This window comes from Palleronia pontilimi, assembly GCF_016412875.1.
GTDB lineage: Bacteria > Pseudomonadota > Alphaproteobacteria > Rhodobacterales > Rhodobacteraceae > Palleronia > Palleronia pontilimi.
Genome location: NZ_JAEKPD010000027.1, coordinates 24,078 through 38,411, shown reverse-complemented (window position 1 = coordinate 38,411; position 14,334 = coordinate 24,078). Strand labels below are relative to the sequence as shown.

The window sequence follows — 14,334 nt, the reverse complement described above, 5'->3', positions numbered from 1 at the left end:
CCGGCGTGGTCTCGAAAATCATCGAGTAACCCGCGACGCAGACCCAAAGACCGCCGGGCGCCTCGTGCGTCCGGCACCACATATACTGGTCCGATGTGGCGCGGGGGATGAGCTTCGCCCCACCTCTCGACTGAAACCCTGTCAAGGGAATGACACCAATGGCCGCCAGCCAGAACATTCGCATCCGCCTGAAGGCGTTCGATTACCGGGTGCTCGACAGCAGCACCCAGGAAATCGTCTCGACCGCCAAGCGCACCGGCGCTTCGGTGCGGGGACCCATCCCCATGCCCAACAAGATCGAGAAATTCACCGTCCTGCGTGGTCCCCACGTGGACAAGAAGTCCCGGGACCAGTTCGAAATCCGCACCCACAAGCGGATGCTCGACATCGTCGATCCCACCCCCCAGACCGTGGACGCGCTGATGAAGCTCGACCTGGCTGCCGGTGTGGCCGTCGACATCAAAGTGATGGGGGGCTGACATGCTGCGCTCAGGCGTTATCGCAAAGAAGATGGGCATGACGCGCATCTTCCAGGAAGATGGCCGGCAAGTGCCCGTCACCGTCCTGCAACTCGACAAGCTGCAAGTGGTCGCTCAGCGCACCCCGGACGAACACGGCTATGCCGCCGTTCAGCTGGGCGCGGGCACCGCGAAGGCCAAGAACACCTCGAAAGCCATGCGTGGCCATTTCGCGGTGGCCAAGGTGGAACCCAAGCGCAAGATCGCCGAATTCCGCGTGGCCCCCGAGAACATGATCGACGTGGGTGAAGAGATCATCGCGTCGCATTACTTCGAAGGCCAGTATGTCGACGTGTCCGGCACGTCGATCGGTAAAGGCTTTGCCGGTGCCATGAAGCGGCACAACTTCGCCGGTCTGCGCGCCAGCCACGGCGTGTCGATCAGCCACCGCTCGCACGGCTCGACGGGCCAGTGCCAGGACCCCGGCAAGGTGTTCAAGGGAAAGAAGATGGCCGGTCACATGGGCGCTGCCCGTGTCACAACGCAGAACCTGCAGGTCATCAAGACCGACAGCGCGCGTGGCCTGATCATGGTCAAGGGTGCCGTGCCGGGCTCGAAGGGCGGTTGGGTGACGATCAAGGACGCGGTCAAGAAAGCCACGCCCGAGAACGTGATCTATCCCGCCGCGCTGAAATCCGCCGCCGAGGAAGCCGAAAGACTGGCACAAGCCGCCGCCGAGGAAGCCGCCGCCGCTGAAGCCGCGGAAGCCGAGCGCCTGGCCCAGGAAGCCGCCGAGCAGCAGGCCGCCGCGCTGAAGGAAGCCGAAGCCCAGATCGACGCCGAAGGTTCGGACACCGACAACAGCGACGCCACCGAGAAGAAGGAGGGCGACGATGAAAACTGATGCCATCAAACTGGACGGCTCGAAGGCCGGATCGGTCGAACTGGACGACGCCCTGTTCGGGCTCGAGCCGCGCATCGACATCCTGCACCGCGTGGTCCGCTGGCAGCGCAACAACGCGCAGGCCGGTACGCACAAGGTCAAGACCCGGTCCGAAGTCAGCTACTCGACCAAGAAGATCTATCGCCAGAAGGGCACCGGCGGCGCACGCCACGGTGCGCGCTCGGCGCCGATCTTCCGCGGCGGTGGCGTCTACAAGGGCCCGGTCGTGCGCAGCCACGGTCACGAGCTGACCAAGAAGTTCCGCAAGCTGGGCCTGCGCCACGCGCTGTCGGCCAAGCAGGCGGAAGGCAATGTCGTGATCCTGGACAACCTGGACATCGCAGACGCCAAGACCAAGACCCTGGCCAAGCAGATCCGGGATCTGGGCTGGAAGCGTGCGCTGGTCATCGACGGGGCCGAGGTGAACGAGAATTTCGCCAAGGCCGCGGCCAATATCGACGGTCTGGACGTGCTGCCCTCGATGGGCGCCAACGTCTATGACATCCTGAAGCGCGATACCCTGGTCATCACCAAGGCCGGTATCGAAGCACTGGAGGCTCGCCTGAAATGAGCACGAAGCCAGAGCATTACGACGTGATCCGCAAGCCGATCATCACCGAAAAGGCCACCATGGCGTCCGAAAACGGCGCGGTTGTCTTCGAAGTGGCGATGAGCGCCGCGAAACCGGCGATCAAGGAAGCGGTCGAGACGCTGTTCAACGTCAAGGTGAAGGCCGTCAACACGTCCATCACCAAGGGCAAGACCAAGCGCTTCCGCGGTCAGCCCGGCAAGCGGCGCGACGTCAAGAAAGCCTACGTGACGCTGGAAGAAGGCAACACGATCGACGTATCGACGGGTCTTTGACACCGGTCACAGGACGGATTGGGAAAGGCCCCGCGGCGACGCGGGGCCTTTTTCGTTGGTGGCGGGCCGCGATGCGGACTTGAGCGAAGTCAAGACGAGCGCGCAAGGGTCCGGCTACACCCGGTGAAACGACATGAACCCGGTGGACACCATCATGAAACCCGCGCCCGTCCTGCTCGCCCTCGTCCCGATCCTCGGCCTTGCCGCCTGTGCGGAACAGGAACCGGCCACGACCTATCCAATGTCGGAGCAGCCCTGTTCGCCCGCCGATCCCGTGCAAGACCTGTCCGCCGACATCGACTGCGCGCCAAGTTACTAGCTTTTTTCGGCAGCGACGGCTTCGCATTGCGCCCAAGACGCACGGGCTGCGTTCCACAGGCACCATGGGCCGACCGCGGCGTCCATATCAACGTCAGCGACGGCGTGCCCGGCTTCCGAGAGGGGGCCCTGAGACTGCAACACACCTCGGGTCAGGCGGGTGTCTGTCCCCGCGCGGGGATCTTGGCCGACGCCACCCGTTTCCGCGCGGCTTGCACGGACAGCAAGGGCAGGGCGGGCTCGACGTTCCGCCCGTCACCTGTGCCCGCTGATTGGAGGATCTGCGACAGCAAGGTGCGTGAAGATCCGCGAAGGCCCGCTACGACCTGTGGGCCCGGCAGAAGGCTTTCACTGAGACACCCGTTCGAGGTGACGACGTGGTGGGCGTCGCACAGGAAATGCACCCAGATGATCGTCTTCCTGCCCCGCATGTGTCGGATCCCCGGCAGGCCGGTCAGCGCCTTGGCGGGCACCAGTTGGGCATGGTCGAAGAGCTTCTCGAGTTGCCCGCCAGTGCCGACGAGGATGCGGTGCTGCGGCGACACGAGAAGATCCCTTGTCGGCCGCCCCGGCCCCAGCGCGCCGCGCGCGAAAAGGACGGGGCGCGCGTCGTCCGCTGCATCCACAAGAGACTGGAATCTTCGGTTGATCCACCGCACCGGCTGGGGACCCGCGTCCACCGTCATCACCAGATCGCCGATGGCGAGGTCTTCGACCGGGTGCGGGCCGTCCGGCGTGTCGATCAGGTTGCCCGTGGCGAAGCATGGGATCGTTCCGGGGTTTGCAGCAGGTTGCACCGCGTAGCTCGCGCCGCGATCGCTGGTCTCTAGCGAAGAGCCGTCGGTGACAGTGCCGATATTCGTGCTGGTCTGACCGTTTGCGGGGCCGTCCGTGGCGGTTGTCGTCTTTCCATCCACCGACACGAACTGCAGCACGGTCCCGGTGTCATCGACCAGCGCATAGGCAAGGCCCGCGTCCAGGCCGGCCCAGTCGGGATGGGTGGGATCGAAGAGATAGACGTCCTTGCCCGCGATCGTCGCCTCGGGGCTCGCGGTGAATGACATGGTGCCGGTGGTCGCGCCCGTCGATATGTCGTAGTAATAGATGGCATAGCTCGACATGTCGGTCCCGCCGGAAACGACGACCTCGATGAAATCGTTTGGCCCATCGTAGCTGAGCTCGGAAATATATCCGGGCATTAATCCACCTCTCGGGCGCGTATTGTCATTTATATGTCGTCAAAGTGGGGCTTTGGTCGCGCGTGATGATGGCGGACAAGCGTTAGGGAAGCTGTAACGGCGGTTTCGATCGTGGGTCACCCGATGACTCCAGCCCCTGCCGCCGGGCCCTCCCGCGCCCACCGCGACTGGTGCCGGACCGTCCGCGGCGGCGCGACGGCGCCAGCGGCCGGGGCGATATCGCGCTGTCCGACCTGGTCTCGGAAGTCCTGAAGCCCTATTCAGACGCGGCCCGACTGACGATCGGCCGGGATGGACCAGCCGTCAGGATCGGTCCCGATGCGTCGGCATACCTGGCGCTGGCGATCAACGAACTGGCGACGAACGCGGTGAAATACGGCGCACTCAGCAACACGGATGGTAGCCTGTCGCTGTCCTGGATCGTCGACCAGGACACGGTGATCCTCGACTGGAGCGAACATCGCCCCGGGGGTGGTATGGCCATCGGATCGCAGCCCGGGTTCGGGTCGAAACTGATTGACCTGTGCATCTCGGTCCGGCTGGAAGGCCGGATCGAGACGCGCGCGACGGATCACGGCCTGTCCCGCGCGATCACCCTGCCGATGCGCGCGCTGGCAACCTGACACCCGGCGCGGGGCCGCCGATCCGGTTCCCGGAACATCCCAATTCCTCGACCACGCGCGAAATCTTCTGCCTGATCGGCGTTCGCGGCTTGTCGCCCTTGGCGAATTTCTTGCCGTAGCCGACGACAAGCACCCGGAAACGGCATCCTTCGACCAGCGTCTCGTCGAGATATGGACGGGACTGATGCAAGCTCAGGAAATATTTGCTGTCGGGCAGCTTGTAGTTGCCCATCGTCGTCCGGATCGATCCGCAATACCCACGCGGGTCTTGCGGAACCGAGCTTCGGCCCCGCTCTCTCAGGTACCAATTGTCGCGGTGTGCGGTCGAACAATACGAAGGCGCATCATTGCGCATGACGGTCAGGTCCACCACGTGCGAAAAAAACACGAACTGGTGCAGGATGACGAGCGCAAACACGCCGACGACGGCAAGTCCGATCATCGCGCGCCGGATATCCATCGCTGGGCCGTCTGAAATGCGTTGCATGGCAACGGACCCTAGACTTTCATTGTGTCGATATTTCGGCAGACGAACCCGCCGCATCGGTGAAATCGAAGCTGATCGGCCGAGGCGCCGTGTGCGGCTCGCGCGTTTTCGTGTCACCCTTGACCTGCTTCACGTCCTTCCATAGACACCGCCCATCGGCTAGGCCCCGGATTCGTCCGGGGCTTGGCTTTTGTCCGTCACGGACATCTACCCGGCGACCTGGCGACAGGGCGCTTCACATCGCGGGGCGCGTCTGCCTCGCCACATAAACGGAAGACAGAAAGCATGGCACTCAAGTCGTATAAGCCGACGACGCCGGGCCAGCGCGGGCTGGTGCTGATCGACCGTTCGGAGCTGTGGAAAGGCCGTCCGGTCAAATCCCTTACCGAGGGTTTGACCAAGCACGGTGGCCGCAACAACACCGGACGTATCACGATGCGACGCAAGGGCGGGGGCGCCAAGCGCCTGTACCGCATCGTCGACTTCAAACGCACCAAGCACGACGTGGAAGCCGTCGTGGTTCGGATCGAATACGATCCCAACCGCACCGCCTTCATCGCGCTGATCCAGTACACCGACGGCGAGCAACGCTATATCCTGGCGCCCCAGCGCCTGGGCATCGGCGACAAGATCATCAGCGGCGACAAGGTCGACGTGAAGCCCGGCAACGCGATGCCGTTCCAGGGCATGCCCATCGGCACGATCATCCACAACATCGAGCTGAAGCCCGGCAAGGGCGGCCAGATCGCACGCGCCGCGGGCACCTACGCCCAGTTCGTCGGTCGTGACGGCGGCTACGCCCAGATCCGCCTGAGCTCGGGCGAACTGCGCCTGGTTCGTCAGGAATGCATGGCCACCATCGGTGCCGTGTCGAACCCCGACAACTCCAACCAGAACTTCGGCAAGGCCGGCCGCAACCGCCACAAGGGCATCCGCCCGTCCGTGCGCGGTGTCGTGATGAACCCGGTCGACCACCCCCATGGTGGTGGTGAAGGCCGGACCTCCGGTGGCCGTCACCCCGTGACCCCGTGGGGCAAGCCCACCAAGGGCGCGCGGACCCGTAACAAGAACAAGGCGTCGCAGCAGCTGATCATCCGCTCGCGTCACGCCAAGAAGAAAGGACGCTGATAGATGTCGCGTTCCGTCTGGAAAGGCCCCTTCGTTGATGCCTACGTGCTCAAGAAGGCCGAAAAAACCCGCGAGAGCGGCCGCAACGAGGTCATCAAGATCTGGTCGCGTCGCTCCACCATCCTGCCCCAGTTCGTGGGCCTCACCTTCGGCGTCTATAATGGCAAGAAGCATATCCCGGTGAACGTCTCCGAGGAAATGATCGGCCAGAAGTTTGGCGAATTCAGCCCGACCCGCACCTATTACGGTCACGCCGCCGACAAGAAGGCGAAGCGGAAATGAGCAAAGACAAGAACCCCCGCCGCGTGGCTGACAACGAAGCCATGGCCAAGACCCGCATGCTGCGCACCAGCCCTCAGAAGCTGAACCTTGTCGCGGCCATGATCCGGGGCAAGAAGGTCGAAAAGGCTTTGCAGGATCTGACCTTCTCGAAGAAGCGGATCTCGGACGATGTCCGCAAGTGCCTTCAGTCGGCCATCGCCAATGCCGAGAACAACCACAACCTGGACGTGGACGAGCTGGTCGTCGCCGAAGCCTATGTGGGCAAGAACATGACCATGAAGCGCGGTCGCCCGCGGGCCCGTGGCCGGTTCGGCCGGATCATCAAGCCGTTTTCGGAACTGACCATCAAGGTTCGCCAGAACGAGGAGCAAGCGTAATGGGTAACAAAGTCAATCCCGTCGGCATGCGCCTGCAGGTCAACCGGACCTGGGACAGCCGCTGGTACGCCGACACGAAGGATTACGGGGATCTTCTGCTGGAAGACATCCGTATGCGCGAATTCATCAAGGAAGAGTGCAAGGCCGCCGGCATCAGCCGTGTGATCATCGAACGTCCGCACAAGAAGTGCCGCGTCACGATCCACACCGCGCGCCCCGGCGTCATCATCGGCAAGAAGGGCGCGGATATCGAAACCCTGCGCCGCAAGCTGGCCGCGATGACCGACAGCGAGCTGCACCTGAACGTCGTCGAGGTCCGCAAGCCGGAACTGGACGCCGCTCTGGTCGGCGAATCCATCGCCCAGCAGCTCGAGCGTCGCGTGTCCTTCCGTCGCGCCATGAAGCGCTCGGTGCAGAACGCCATGCGCATGGGTGCCCTGGGCATCCGCGTGAACCTGGCAGGCCGCCTTGGCGGTGCCGAGATCGCCCGGACCGAATGGTACCGCGAGGGCCGCGTGCCCCTGCATACCCTGCGGGCCGATATCGATTTCGCCCGCGTCGAAGCCAAGACCGCGTACGGCATCATCGGCATCCAGGTCTGGATCTTCAAAGGCGAGATCCTCGAGCATGACCCCGCCGCCCGCGATCGTCGCGCCCAGGAACTTCAAGATGGTCCCACGCCGCGCGGCGCTGGCGGCCGTCGCTAAGGAGGCATTGACATGCTGCAACCGAAGCGCACCAAATTCCGCAAGATGCACAAGGGCCGCATCCGCGGCGAGGCGAAGGGCGGGTCTGACCTGAACTTCGGCACCTTTGGCCTGAAGGCGGTCGAGCCCGAGCGCGTCACCGCGCGCCAGATCGAAGCCGCCCGGCGGGCCATGACGCGTCACATGAAGCGTCAGGGTCGTGTCTGGATCCGGATCTTCCCGGACGTGCCCGTCACATCGAAGCCCGTCGAAGTCCGCATGGGCAAGGGCAAGGGCTCGGTCGATTTCTGGGCCGCCAAGGTCAAGCCCGGCCGCGTCATGTTCGAGATCGACGGCGTCAACGAAGACGTCGCGCGCGAGGCTCTGCGCCTGGCCGCCATGAAACTGCCGGTCAAGACCCGCACCGTGATGCGCGAAGACTGGTAAACGATTTGCGGCCCGCAACTTCCGGGCCCGTCAGTTGAAATCACGAAAGTCCCCGCCTCGCTGGCGGGGGCTTTTGGCTTTTCGGAGTCCGCCCATCGGCGCGCGTGACGCCCTGCGTACCGTCGCCCGCTATTCCTGTGACAGCCACCGCGCGATATCATCCTGCAGCCTGACGCGCCGTCTGCGCATCTCGGACAGGTGCTCGTCCGAGGTCGGTTCGACATGGGTTTCGGCCCGCCGAATGGCGCGATTGACCTCTTGATAGGCCTCGCACAACCGCAGGAAATGCCTGTTGGAATTCCGCAGGCTCTTGAGCTGCACGACGTTCGACGGCAAATCCCGGGCAAGCTCGTGAGGGGTGTGGGGCATCTGGCTCTCCGGGGTTGCTCAGGATTTACGGGCTTGCGTGCCTGACCCTAGGCCGACGCCGAAGGGGGGCGACTTGATCGAGGTCAAGCCATCCCGGAGTCTCGTCATTTGCACGCCGCTGCGCTATGCGGGGCGCATGTCAGAGATCGCATCGCTTTTCGTTACCCGCCTTTACCGCGCCGCCCTGTCCGAGCGGGGTCCCGCCATAGACCCGAACGAGCTGGCGGCGTCGTGCAATTCCATCGCCGAGGATGACGAGGCCGGACAGGATTGGTGCGAGGAAAACGACTTCCCGGGCTACACGTCCTACGCGTCGCTCACCGATCTGCCGTGGCGGTTCTCGATCTTCAAGGATCTCGTCGCGGCGCTGGACAAGCACGTGGCCGCCTTCGCGTCGGACCTGGCCTTCGATCTGGGCGACAAGAAGCTGAAGCTGGAAGACATCTGGATCAACATCCTGCCCGAAGGCGGCATCCACACCAGCCACCTGCACCCCCATTCAGTGATCTCGGGCACGACCTACGTGGCGATGCCCGAAGACACCTCCGCCATCAAGTTCGAAGACCCGCGCCTGCCCATGATGATGGCCGCCCCCGGCCGCCGAAAGGACGCGCCCGAGAGCTTGCGCAATTTCGTCTACGTGAAGCCGCAGGTGGGCGAGGTGCTGCTCTGGGAATCCTGGCTCCGCCACGAGGTGCCAATGAACATGAGCGAGGACGAGCGGGTGAGCGTGAGCTTCAATTACGCGTGGGGAAGCTAGGTGCGTCTCATTGCGATAGCATTTCTCCTAGTAAACTTGTCTACGGTGGCAAAAGGAGCGGTTTTCACTTGGGACTGCGATTTTCACTATCGAATCGATGAAGAGGGACGCTCTGAGGAGGAATTCTTTTTGATTTTCAGGCTGGATACACTTTCGGAGCGCGTATTCATGGAGGGAAACGCCGGTATCGTTGAAGTACAAATCTACGTGGGTGAAGACGCGTTCAGCTTCGTCGAGACAACGCCGTCGGGTGCTGTGCAGTCTACTACAATCAGCAATGATGGCCTCGCGGTTCATTCAAGGAACACACTGATCCTAAATGAATTCATAGCCGCTCAGCACTTCGGGAACTGCACCACCGATTAGTGGCTCATGGGCCTTGCCAACCCCCGCCAACCCTCCTATACGGCCCCTTCATCCACCTCCACCGGGAATCAGGGTGACGTGTTCGCACGGCCCTCCGGTGATGTTGCAAAGGAAGACATCATGGCTCTCCAAGCCAACGAATTGCGTGACAAGACGCCCGACGAGCTTCGGGATCATCTGGTCAACCTGAAGAAAGAAGCGTTCAACCTGCGCTTCCAGGCGGCCACGAACCAGCTGGAAAACACCGCGCAGATCCGCAACGTCAAGCGTGACGTCGCCCGCGTGAAGACCATCCTGAACGAAAAGGCGGCCTCGGCCGCTGCAACCACCGAAGCGGAGGCCTGATCCATGCCCAAACGCATCCTGTCCGGCACCGTCACCAGCAACCAGAACGAACAGACCGTCACCGTGTCGGTCGAGCGGCGCTTCACGCACCCCGTTCTGAAAAAGACGATCCGTAAGTCCAAGAAGTACCGGGCTCACGATGAGACCAACCAGTTCAACGTCGGCGACCAGGTCCGTATCCAGGAATGTGCGCCGAAGTCGAAAACCAAACGCTGGGAGGTCATCGCCAACTAAGGCTTTGACATTCCAGTCAATCGAAACCCTGGGGAGTAACGAGCGAAGCTCACCCCAAAGGTCGGGAGACACCCCATGATCCAGATGCAGACCAATCTGGATGTCGCTGACAATTCCGGCGCGCGCCGTGTTCAGTGCATCAAGGTCCTCGGCGGCTCGAAGCGGAAATACGCATCCGTGGGCGACATCATCGTTGTGTCGGTCAAGGAAGCCATTCCGCGCGGCCGCGTGAAGAAGGGCGACGTCCGCAAGGCCGTCGTCGTGCGCACCGCCAAGGAAGTGCGCCGCGACGATGGCACCGCGATCCGGTTCGATCGGAACGCCGCCGTCATCCTCAACAATAACAACGAGCCGATCGGCACCCGTATCTTCGGACCGGTGGTTCGCGAGCTGCGCGCGAAGAACTTCATGAAGATCATCTCGCTCGCCCCGGAGGTGCTGTAAATGGCTGCCAAACTGAAAAAGGGTGACAAGGTCGTCGTTCTTGCCGGTAAGGACAAGGGCAAGCAGGGCGAGATCCAGTCCGTGAACCCCGCCGCTGGCAAGGCGGTGGTCGAAGGCGTCAACATCGCCATCCGCCACGTCAAGCAAAGCCAGTCCAGCCAAGGTGGACGCACGCCGAAGGCGATGCCCATCGACCTGTCGAACCTGGCCCTGCTGGATGCAAACGGCAAAGCGACCCGCGTCGGCTTCAAGATCGAAGACGGCAAGAAGGTCCGCGTCGCCAAGACCACGGGAGACGTGATCTGATGCTCGATACCGCAAACTACACCCCCCGTCTGCGCGCCAAGTACAACGACGAGATCAAGGCCGCGATGAAGGAAGAATTCGGGTTCACCAACCCGATGCAGATCCCGCGCCTGGACAAGATCGTGCTGAACATCGGCGCCGGTGCCGAAGCCGTGCGCGACAGCAAGAAGGCCAAGTCGGCGGCCGACGACCTGACCGCGATCGCGGGCCAGAAGGCCGTCATCACCAAGGCCAAGAAGTCCATCGCCGGTTTCCGCGTCCGCGAAGACATGCCGCTGGGGGCCAAGGTGACCCTGCGCGGCGACCGGATGTACGAATTCCTGGACCGCCTGATCACCATCGCGCTGCCGCGCGTCCGCGACTTCCGCGGCGTGAACGGCAAATCCTTCGACGGCCGTGGCAACTACGCCATGGGCATGAAGGAACATATCGTGTTCCCCGAGATCAACTTCGACAAGATCGACGAAGCCTGGGGCCTTGATATCGTGATCTGCACCACCGCGTCCGACGACGCCCAAGCCAAAGCGCTGTTGAAGCATTTCAACATGCCCTTCAACAGCTGAGAGGAACAGAACTCATGGCGAAGAAAGCAATGATCGAGCGCGAAAAGAAGCGTCAGGCCCTGGTGGACAAGTATGCCGCCAAGCGTGCCGAGCTGAAAGGCATCGCGCGCGACGAATCGAAGCCCATGGAAGAGCGGTTCAAGGCCCAGCTGAAGCTGGCCAAGCTGCCGCGCAATTCCTCGGCCACCCGTCTGCACAACCGGTGCCAACTGACGGGCCGTCCGCACGGCTACTACCGCAAACTGAAAATGTCGCGGATCGCGCTCCGGGATCTTGGCTCGGATGGCCAGATCCCCGGCATGGTCAAGTCGAGCTGGTAAGGAGGTTTTGATACAATGAACGATCCTATCGGTGATATGCTGACCCGGATCCGCAACGCTCAGCTGCGCGGCAAGTCCACGGTCATCACTCCCGCCTCGAAACTGCGCGGCTGGGTCCTGGATGTGCTTGCCGACGAAGGCTATATCCGCGGATATGAAGCCACGACCGGCAAGGATGGCCACCCGGCCATCGAGATCAGCCTGAAGTATTACGAGGGCGCTCCGGTCATCAAGGACCTCAAGCGCGTGTCGACCCCCGGTCGTCGCGTCTATGCCGGTGTTTCGGACATCCCGTCCGTCCGCCAGGGCCTGGGCATCTCCATCGTCTCGACCCCCAAGGGTGTGATGACGGACGCCGCCGCACGCTCCGCCAATGTCGGCGGTGAAGTGCTCTGCACCGTCTTCTAAGGAGGGATTGGTATGTCTCGTATCGGTAAACGACCCGTTGACCTGCCTTCCGGCGTGGAAGCCAAGATCGACGGTCAGAAAATCGAAGTGAAGGGGCCCAAGGGCACCCGGACCTTCACTGCGACGGATGATGTGACGCTGGCTGTCGAAGACAACGCCGTCACCATCACCCCGCGCGGCAAGTCCAAGCGCGCCCGCCAGCAATGGGGCATGAGCCGCACGATGGTTCAGAACCTGGTGACGGGCGTCACCACCGGCTTCAAGAAAGAGCTGGAGATCCAAGGCGTGGGCTACCGCGCGCAGCTGCAGGGCAACGTCCTGAAGCTGAACCTGGGCCTCAGCCACGACGTCGACTTCCAGGTGCCCGACGGCGTGACGCTCTCGGTCCCCAAGCAGACCGAGATCATCGTCGAAGGCATCGACGAGCAGCATGTGGGCCAGGTGGCCGCGAACATTCGCGAATGGCGCCGTCCCGAGCCCTACAAGGGCAAGGGCATCCGCTATAAGGGTGAATTCATCTTCCGCAAGGAAGGCAAGAAGAAGTAAGGACGCAGACATGGCAAACAGCAAAAGAGACCTGTTTCTGAAGCGCCGCCTGCGCGTTCGGAACAAGCTTCGCAAGGTCAACGCAGGGCGTCCGCGCCTGAGCGTTCACCGCTCGAACAAGAACATTTCCGTCCAGCTCATCGACGATGTGCAGGGTGTGACGCTGGCCTCGGCCTCGTCGCTGGAAAAGGATCTGGGCGTCGTCGGCAAGAACAACATCGACGCGGCGACCAAGGTCGGTGCGGCGATCGCCGAGCGGGCCAAGAAGGCAGGCGTCAGCGAAGCCTATTTCGATCGCGGCGGCTTCCTGTTCCACGGCAAGGTGAAGGCCCTGGCCGACGCCGCGCGCGAGGGCGGCCTGAAGATCTAAGAGTTCACGGGATCGCGCCTGAATGGCGCGGTCCTGTCTTTGCAGGCGGACGACCGCCTCGATGATCCGGGGGCCCCATGGCCCACCAGGATCGTATCAACCAAGCCCGCGAGGGCCATGAAGGAGCCAGACGTATGGCAAGAGATGACAACCGGGGCGGCCGTCGCGGCCAGCGCGACGAAACCCCCGAATTCGCCGATCGCCTTGTGGCGATCAACCGCGTGTCCAAGACCGTCAAGGGCGGCAAGCGTTTCGGCTTCGCGGCACTCGTCGTCGTGGGCGACCAGCGCGGCCGCGTGGGCTTCGGCAAGGGCAAGGCCAAGGAAGTCCCCGAGGCGATCCGCAAGGCCGGCGAAGCCGCCAAGCGCAACATGATCCGCGTGCCCCTGCGCGACGGCCGCACGCTGCACCACGACGTCTATGGTCGCCACGGTGCGGGCAAGGTCGTCATGCGCACCGCGCCGCAAGGTACGGGCATCATCGCCGGTGGTCCGATGCGCGCCATCTTCGAGATGCTGGGCGTCCAGGACGTGGTCGCCAAGTCGATCGGGTCGCAGAACCCCTACAACATGATCCGCGCCACGCTGAACGGCCTGCTGAACGAAGCCTCGCCGCGGTCCGTCGCCCAGCGTCGCGGCAAGAAGGTCGCCGACATCCTGCCCAAGCGCGAAGATGCGACCCACGCATCCGACCAAGTCGCCGAGGAGGCTTAAACCATGGCTAAAACCATCGTCGTCAAGCAGGTGGGCTCGCCCATCCGCCGCCCCGCCAGCCAGCGCAAGACGCTGAAGGGCCTGGGCCTGAACAAGATGCACCGCGTGCGCGAACTGGAAGACACTCCGTCCGTCCGCGGCATGGTCAACTCGATCCCGCACATGGTGCAGATCATCGAAGAAAAGGGCTGAGGCCAAGGCCTCGACCCCCAAGACAAGACAACGCAACGCCGTGGCCGCACCGCTCCCGTCGCTGGGGGTGCGCGTCCGGCAAAAAAAGGAAGCGACAATGGTTAAACTGAACGAACTGCACGACAACCCGGGTGCCACCAAGCCGCGCAAGCGCGTGGGCCGTGGTCCGGGATCCGGCACCGGCAAGACCGCCGGCCGGGGTATCAAGGGTCAGAAGTCCCGCTCGGGTGTGGCGATCAACGGCTACGAGGGTGGCCAGATGCCGATCTACCAGCGTCTGCCGAAGCGTGGCTTCAGCAAGCCCAACCGCAAGCAATTCGCCGTCGTGAACCTGGGCCTGATCCAGAAGTTCATCGACGCTGGCAAGCTGGGCGAGGAAATCACCGAGACCGAGCTGGTCGATTCGGGCCTGATCCGGCGCAAGCGCGACGGAATCCGCGTCCTGTCCAAGGGCGAGATCACGTCGAAGGTGCAGATCACCGTGACCGGTGCCTCAAAATCCGCGATCGAAGCGGTCGAGAAGGTCGGTGGCTCGCTGACCGTCACGAGCGCGCCAGCGGCCGAGTAACGGGTTGTGAGCGGCGGC

At 63.1% G+C, this 14,334-nt stretch carries 27 protein-coding genes; 24 read left to right on the top strand and 3 right to left on the bottom strand.

Annotated features, from left to right (window positions below; translation table 11 throughout):
• The first annotated feature begins 158 nt into the window (after positions 1–158).
• The 5 genes from rpsJ (at position 159) to ILP92_RS17340 (ending at position 2,584) form a co-directional block, all read left to right on the top strand.
• Positions 159–479, top strand: coding sequence for a 30S ribosomal protein S10 (gene rpsJ / locus ILP92_RS17360; RefSeq protein ID WP_036175718.1), 321 nt, complete (start codon positions 159–161; stop codon positions 477–479).
• Between the two features lies 1 nt (position 480).
• Positions 481–1,362, top strand: coding sequence for a 50S ribosomal protein L3 (gene rplC, locus ILP92_RS17355; protein ID WP_198917675.1), 882 nt, complete (start codon positions 481–483; stop codon positions 1,360–1,362).
• The gene (gene rplD, locus ILP92_RS17350) at positions 1,352–1,972 is read left to right on the top strand and encodes a 50S ribosomal protein L4 (RefSeq protein WP_198917674.1); all 621 of its coding nucleotides are present in this window, start codon (positions 1,352–1,354) and stop codon (positions 1,970–1,972) included. The genes rplC and rplD overlap by 11 nt, the downstream gene beginning before the upstream one ends.
• A complete protein-coding gene (locus ILP92_RS17345; RefSeq protein ID WP_198917673.1) occupies positions 1,969–2,265 on the top strand; it encodes a 50S ribosomal protein L23 in 297 nt (98 codons plus the stop codon). The genes rplD and ILP92_RS17345 overlap by 4 nt, the downstream gene beginning before the upstream one ends.
• 133 nt (positions 2,266–2,398) lie before the next feature.
• Complete coding sequence (locus ILP92_RS17340) at positions 2,399–2,584, top strand: hypothetical protein (protein WP_198917678.1); 186 nt, start codon at positions 2,399–2,401, stop codon at positions 2,582–2,584.
• A 151-nt stretch (positions 2,585–2,735) separates the two neighbouring features.
• On the opposite strand, the gene ILP92_RS17335 is transcribed toward ILP92_RS17340, so the two are convergent.
• Positions 2,736–3,782 carry a Hint domain-containing protein gene (locus tag ILP92_RS17335; protein WP_198917672.1) on the bottom strand — a complete coding sequence of 349 codons (1,047 nt, stop codon included), beginning with the start codon at positions 3,780–3,782 and terminating at the stop codon, positions 2,736–2,738.
• A gap of 170 nt (positions 3,783–3,952) precedes the next feature.
• Between ILP92_RS17335 and ILP92_RS17330 the strand changes: the two genes are divergently transcribed.
• Positions 3,953–4,405 (top strand): hypothetical protein, encoded by a 453-nt coding sequence (locus ILP92_RS17330; RefSeq protein ID WP_198917671.1) that lies wholly within the window; start codon positions 3,953–3,955, stop codon positions 4,403–4,405.
• Here ILP92_RS17330 and ILP92_RS17325 read toward each other — a convergent pair.
• Positions 4,374–4,865 (bottom strand): hypothetical protein, encoded by a 492-nt coding sequence (locus tag ILP92_RS17325; protein WP_198917670.1) that lies wholly within the window; start codon positions 4,863–4,865, stop codon positions 4,374–4,376. The genes ILP92_RS17330 and ILP92_RS17325 overlap by 32 nt on opposite strands.
• A 312-nt stretch (positions 4,866–5,177) precedes the next feature.
• Here ILP92_RS17325 and rplB point away from each other — a divergent pair, with 312 nt between their 5' ends.
• The 5 genes from rplB to rplP are packed head-to-tail and all read left to right on the top strand — an operon-like array spanning position 5,178 to position 7,812.
• Positions 5,178–6,020, top strand: a complete 843-nt coding sequence (gene rplB / locus ILP92_RS17320) for a 50S ribosomal protein L2 (protein WP_198917669.1) — start codon at positions 5,178–5,180, stop codon at positions 6,018–6,020.
• A gap of 3 nt (positions 6,021–6,023) precedes the next feature.
• Complete coding sequence (gene rpsS / locus ILP92_RS17315) at positions 6,024–6,302, top strand: 30S ribosomal protein S19 (RefSeq protein ID WP_124111446.1); 279 nt, start codon at positions 6,024–6,026, stop codon at positions 6,300–6,302.
• Positions 6,299–6,679: a 50S ribosomal protein L22 gene (rplV, locus tag ILP92_RS17310; RefSeq protein WP_198917668.1), complete on the top strand. Its 381-nt coding sequence runs from the start codon at positions 6,299–6,301 to the stop codon at positions 6,677–6,679. Before rpsS ends, rplV begins: the two co-directional genes overlap by 4 nt.
• Positions 6,679–7,386, top strand: a complete 708-nt coding sequence (gene rpsC, locus ILP92_RS17305; RefSeq protein WP_198917667.1) for a 30S ribosomal protein S3 — start codon at positions 6,679–6,681, stop codon at positions 7,384–7,386. The genes rplV and rpsC overlap by 1 nt, the downstream gene beginning before the upstream one ends.
• Before the next feature lie 12 nt (positions 7,387–7,398).
• Positions 7,399–7,812 carry a 50S ribosomal protein L16 gene (rplP, locus tag ILP92_RS17300; RefSeq protein WP_198917666.1) on the top strand — a complete coding sequence of 138 codons (414 nt, stop codon included), beginning with the start codon at positions 7,399–7,401 and terminating at the stop codon, positions 7,810–7,812.
• A 129-nt stretch (positions 7,813–7,941) separates the two neighbouring features.
• On the opposite strand, the gene ILP92_RS17295 is transcribed toward rplP, so the two are convergent.
• Complete coding sequence (locus ILP92_RS17295) at positions 7,942–8,181, bottom strand: HP1242/YdcH family protein (protein ID WP_198917665.1); 240 nt, start codon at positions 8,179–8,181, stop codon at positions 7,942–7,944.
• A gap of 136 nt (positions 8,182–8,317) precedes the next feature.
• On the opposite strand from ILP92_RS17295, the gene ILP92_RS17290 reads away from it, so the two are divergent.
• The 13 genes from ILP92_RS17290 (at position 8,318) to rplO (ending at position 14,316) form a co-directional block, all read left to right on the top strand.
• Positions 8,318–8,941: a 2OG-Fe(II) oxygenase family protein gene (locus ILP92_RS17290; RefSeq protein ID WP_198917664.1), complete on the top strand. Its 624-nt coding sequence runs from the start codon at positions 8,318–8,320 to the stop codon at positions 8,939–8,941.
• Positions 8,942–9,427: 486 nt separating this feature from the next.
• The gene (gene rpmC, locus ILP92_RS17285; protein ID WP_198917677.1) at positions 9,428–9,652 is read left to right on the top strand and encodes a 50S ribosomal protein L29; all 225 of its coding nucleotides are present in this window, start codon (positions 9,428–9,430) and stop codon (positions 9,650–9,652) included.
• A 3-nt stretch (positions 9,653–9,655) separates the two neighbouring features.
• Positions 9,656–9,886, top strand: a complete 231-nt coding sequence (rpsQ, locus tag ILP92_RS17280) for a 30S ribosomal protein S17 (protein ID WP_198917663.1) — start codon at positions 9,656–9,658, stop codon at positions 9,884–9,886.
• A 75-nt stretch (positions 9,887–9,961) separates the two neighbouring features.
• On the top strand, positions 9,962–10,330 hold the full coding sequence (gene rplN, locus ILP92_RS17275) for a 50S ribosomal protein L14 (protein ID WP_013963207.1): 369 nt from the start codon (positions 9,962–9,964) through the stop codon (positions 10,328–10,330).
• Positions 10,331–10,636, top strand: coding sequence for a 50S ribosomal protein L24 (gene rplX, locus ILP92_RS17270; RefSeq protein ID WP_198917662.1), 306 nt, complete (start codon positions 10,331–10,333; stop codon positions 10,634–10,636).
• Positions 10,636–11,199 (top strand): 50S ribosomal protein L5, encoded by a 564-nt coding sequence (gene rplE, locus ILP92_RS17265; RefSeq protein ID WP_198917661.1) that lies wholly within the window; start codon positions 10,636–10,638, stop codon positions 11,197–11,199. The genes rplX and rplE overlap by 1 nt, the downstream gene beginning before the upstream one ends.
• Positions 11,200–11,213: 14 nt before the next feature.
• Positions 11,214–11,519 (top strand): 30S ribosomal protein S14, encoded by a 306-nt coding sequence (gene rpsN, locus ILP92_RS17260; RefSeq protein ID WP_198917660.1) that lies wholly within the window; start codon positions 11,214–11,216, stop codon positions 11,517–11,519.
• Between the two features lie 15 nt (positions 11,520–11,534).
• Complete coding sequence (gene rpsH / locus ILP92_RS17255) at positions 11,535–11,927, top strand: 30S ribosomal protein S8 (RefSeq protein WP_198917659.1); 393 nt, start codon at positions 11,535–11,537, stop codon at positions 11,925–11,927.
• A gap of 12 nt (positions 11,928–11,939) precedes the next feature.
• On the top strand, positions 11,940–12,473 hold the full coding sequence (rplF, locus tag ILP92_RS17250) for a 50S ribosomal protein L6 (RefSeq protein ID WP_198917658.1): 534 nt from the start codon (positions 11,940–11,942) through the stop codon (positions 12,471–12,473).
• Positions 12,474–12,483: 10 nt separating this feature from the next.
• Positions 12,484–12,843, top strand: coding sequence for a 50S ribosomal protein L18 (gene rplR / locus ILP92_RS17245; RefSeq protein WP_198917657.1), 360 nt, complete (start codon positions 12,484–12,486; stop codon positions 12,841–12,843).
• A gap of 134 nt (positions 12,844–12,977) precedes the next feature.
• Positions 12,978–13,556 (top strand): 30S ribosomal protein S5, encoded by a 579-nt coding sequence (rpsE, locus tag ILP92_RS17240; RefSeq protein WP_198917656.1) that lies wholly within the window; start codon positions 12,978–12,980, stop codon positions 13,554–13,556.
• A gap of 3 nt (positions 13,557–13,559) precedes the next feature.
• Positions 13,560–13,748: a 50S ribosomal protein L30 gene (gene rpmD / locus ILP92_RS17235; protein WP_198917655.1), complete on the top strand. Its 189-nt coding sequence runs from the start codon at positions 13,560–13,562 to the stop codon at positions 13,746–13,748.
• A gap of 97 nt (positions 13,749–13,845) precedes the next feature.
• On the top strand, positions 13,846–14,316 hold the full coding sequence (gene rplO / locus ILP92_RS17230; protein WP_198917654.1) for a 50S ribosomal protein L15: 471 nt from the start codon (positions 13,846–13,848) through the stop codon (positions 14,314–14,316).
• The last annotated feature ends 18 nt before the right edge of the window (positions 14,317–14,334 follow it).

What these genes read in the sequence shown, in the direction of transcription:
- rplR (WP_198917657.1), top strand. Translation starts at nt 12,484, where the DNA reads ATGGCAAACAGCAAAAGAGACCTGTTTCTGAAGCGCCGCCTGCGCGTT.
- rpsH (WP_198917659.1), top strand. Translation starts at nt 11,535, where the DNA reads ATGAACGATCCTATCGGTGATATGCTGACCCGGATCCGCAACGCTCAG.
- rpsS (WP_124111446.1), top strand. Translation starts at nt 6,024, where the DNA reads ATGTCGCGTTCCGTCTGGAAAGGCCCCTTCGTTGATGCCTACGTGCTC.
- rplF (WP_198917658.1), top strand. Translation starts at nt 11,940, where the DNA reads ATGTCTCGTATCGGTAAACGACCCGTTGACCTGCCTTCCGGCGTGGAA.
- ILP92_RS17335 (WP_198917672.1), bottom strand. Translation starts at nt 3,782, where the DNA reads ATGCCCGGATATATTTCCGAGCTCAGCTACGATGGGCCAAACGATTTC.
- rplP (WP_198917666.1), top strand. Translation starts at nt 7,399, where the DNA reads ATGCTGCAACCGAAGCGCACCAAATTCCGCAAGATGCACAAGGGCCGC.
- ILP92_RS17340 (WP_198917678.1), top strand. Translation starts at nt 2,399, where the DNA reads ATGAACCCGGTGGACACCATCATGAAACCCGCGCCCGTCCTGCTCGCC.
- ILP92_RS17325 (WP_198917670.1), bottom strand. Translation starts at nt 4,865, where the DNA reads ATGGATATCCGGCGCGCGATGATCGGACTTGCCGTCGTCGGCGTGTTT.
- rplB (WP_198917669.1), top strand. Translation starts at nt 5,178, where the DNA reads ATGGCACTCAAGTCGTATAAGCCGACGACGCCGGGCCAGCGCGGGCTG.
- rpmD (WP_198917655.1), top strand. Translation starts at nt 13,560, where the DNA reads ATGGCTAAAACCATCGTCGTCAAGCAGGTGGGCTCGCCCATCCGCCGC.
- rpsJ (WP_036175718.1), top strand. Translation starts at nt 159, where the DNA reads ATGGCCGCCAGCCAGAACATTCGCATCCGCCTGAAGGCGTTCGATTAC.
- rpmC (WP_198917677.1), top strand. Translation starts at nt 9,428, where the DNA reads ATGGCTCTCCAAGCCAACGAATTGCGTGACAAGACGCCCGACGAGCTT.
- rpsC (WP_198917667.1), top strand. Translation starts at nt 6,679, where the DNA reads ATGGGTAACAAAGTCAATCCCGTCGGCATGCGCCTGCAGGTCAACCGG.
- rplD (WP_198917674.1), top strand. Translation starts at nt 1,352, where the DNA reads ATGAAAACTGATGCCATCAAACTGGACGGCTCGAAGGCCGGATCGGTC.
- rpsN (WP_198917660.1), top strand. Translation starts at nt 11,214, where the DNA reads ATGGCGAAGAAAGCAATGATCGAGCGCGAAAAGAAGCGTCAGGCCCTG.
- rpsQ (WP_198917663.1), top strand. Translation starts at nt 9,656, where the DNA reads ATGCCCAAACGCATCCTGTCCGGCACCGTCACCAGCAACCAGAACGAA.
- rplX (WP_198917662.1), top strand. Translation starts at nt 10,331, where the DNA reads ATGGCTGCCAAACTGAAAAAGGGTGACAAGGTCGTCGTTCTTGCCGGT.
- ILP92_RS17295 (WP_198917665.1), bottom strand. Translation starts at nt 8,181, where the DNA reads ATGCCCCACACCCCTCACGAGCTTGCCCGGGATTTGCCGTCGAACGTC.
- rpsE (WP_198917656.1), top strand. Translation starts at nt 12,978, where the DNA reads ATGGCAAGAGATGACAACCGGGGCGGCCGTCGCGGCCAGCGCGACGAA.
- ILP92_RS17345 (WP_198917673.1), top strand. Translation starts at nt 1,969, where the DNA reads ATGAGCACGAAGCCAGAGCATTACGACGTGATCCGCAAGCCGATCATC.
- rplN (WP_013963207.1), top strand. Translation starts at nt 9,962, where the DNA reads ATGATCCAGATGCAGACCAATCTGGATGTCGCTGACAATTCCGGCGCG.
- rplE (WP_198917661.1), top strand. Translation starts at nt 10,636, where the DNA reads ATGCTCGATACCGCAAACTACACCCCCCGTCTGCGCGCCAAGTACAAC.
- rplO (WP_198917654.1), top strand. Translation starts at nt 13,846, where the DNA reads ATGGTTAAACTGAACGAACTGCACGACAACCCGGGTGCCACCAAGCCG.
- rplV (WP_198917668.1), top strand. Translation starts at nt 6,299, where the DNA reads ATGAGCAAAGACAAGAACCCCCGCCGCGTGGCTGACAACGAAGCCATG.
- rplC (WP_198917675.1), top strand. Translation starts at nt 481, where the DNA reads ATGCTGCGCTCAGGCGTTATCGCAAAGAAGATGGGCATGACGCGCATC.
- ILP92_RS17290 (WP_198917664.1), top strand. Translation starts at nt 8,318, where the DNA reads ATGTCAGAGATCGCATCGCTTTTCGTTACCCGCCTTTACCGCGCCGCC.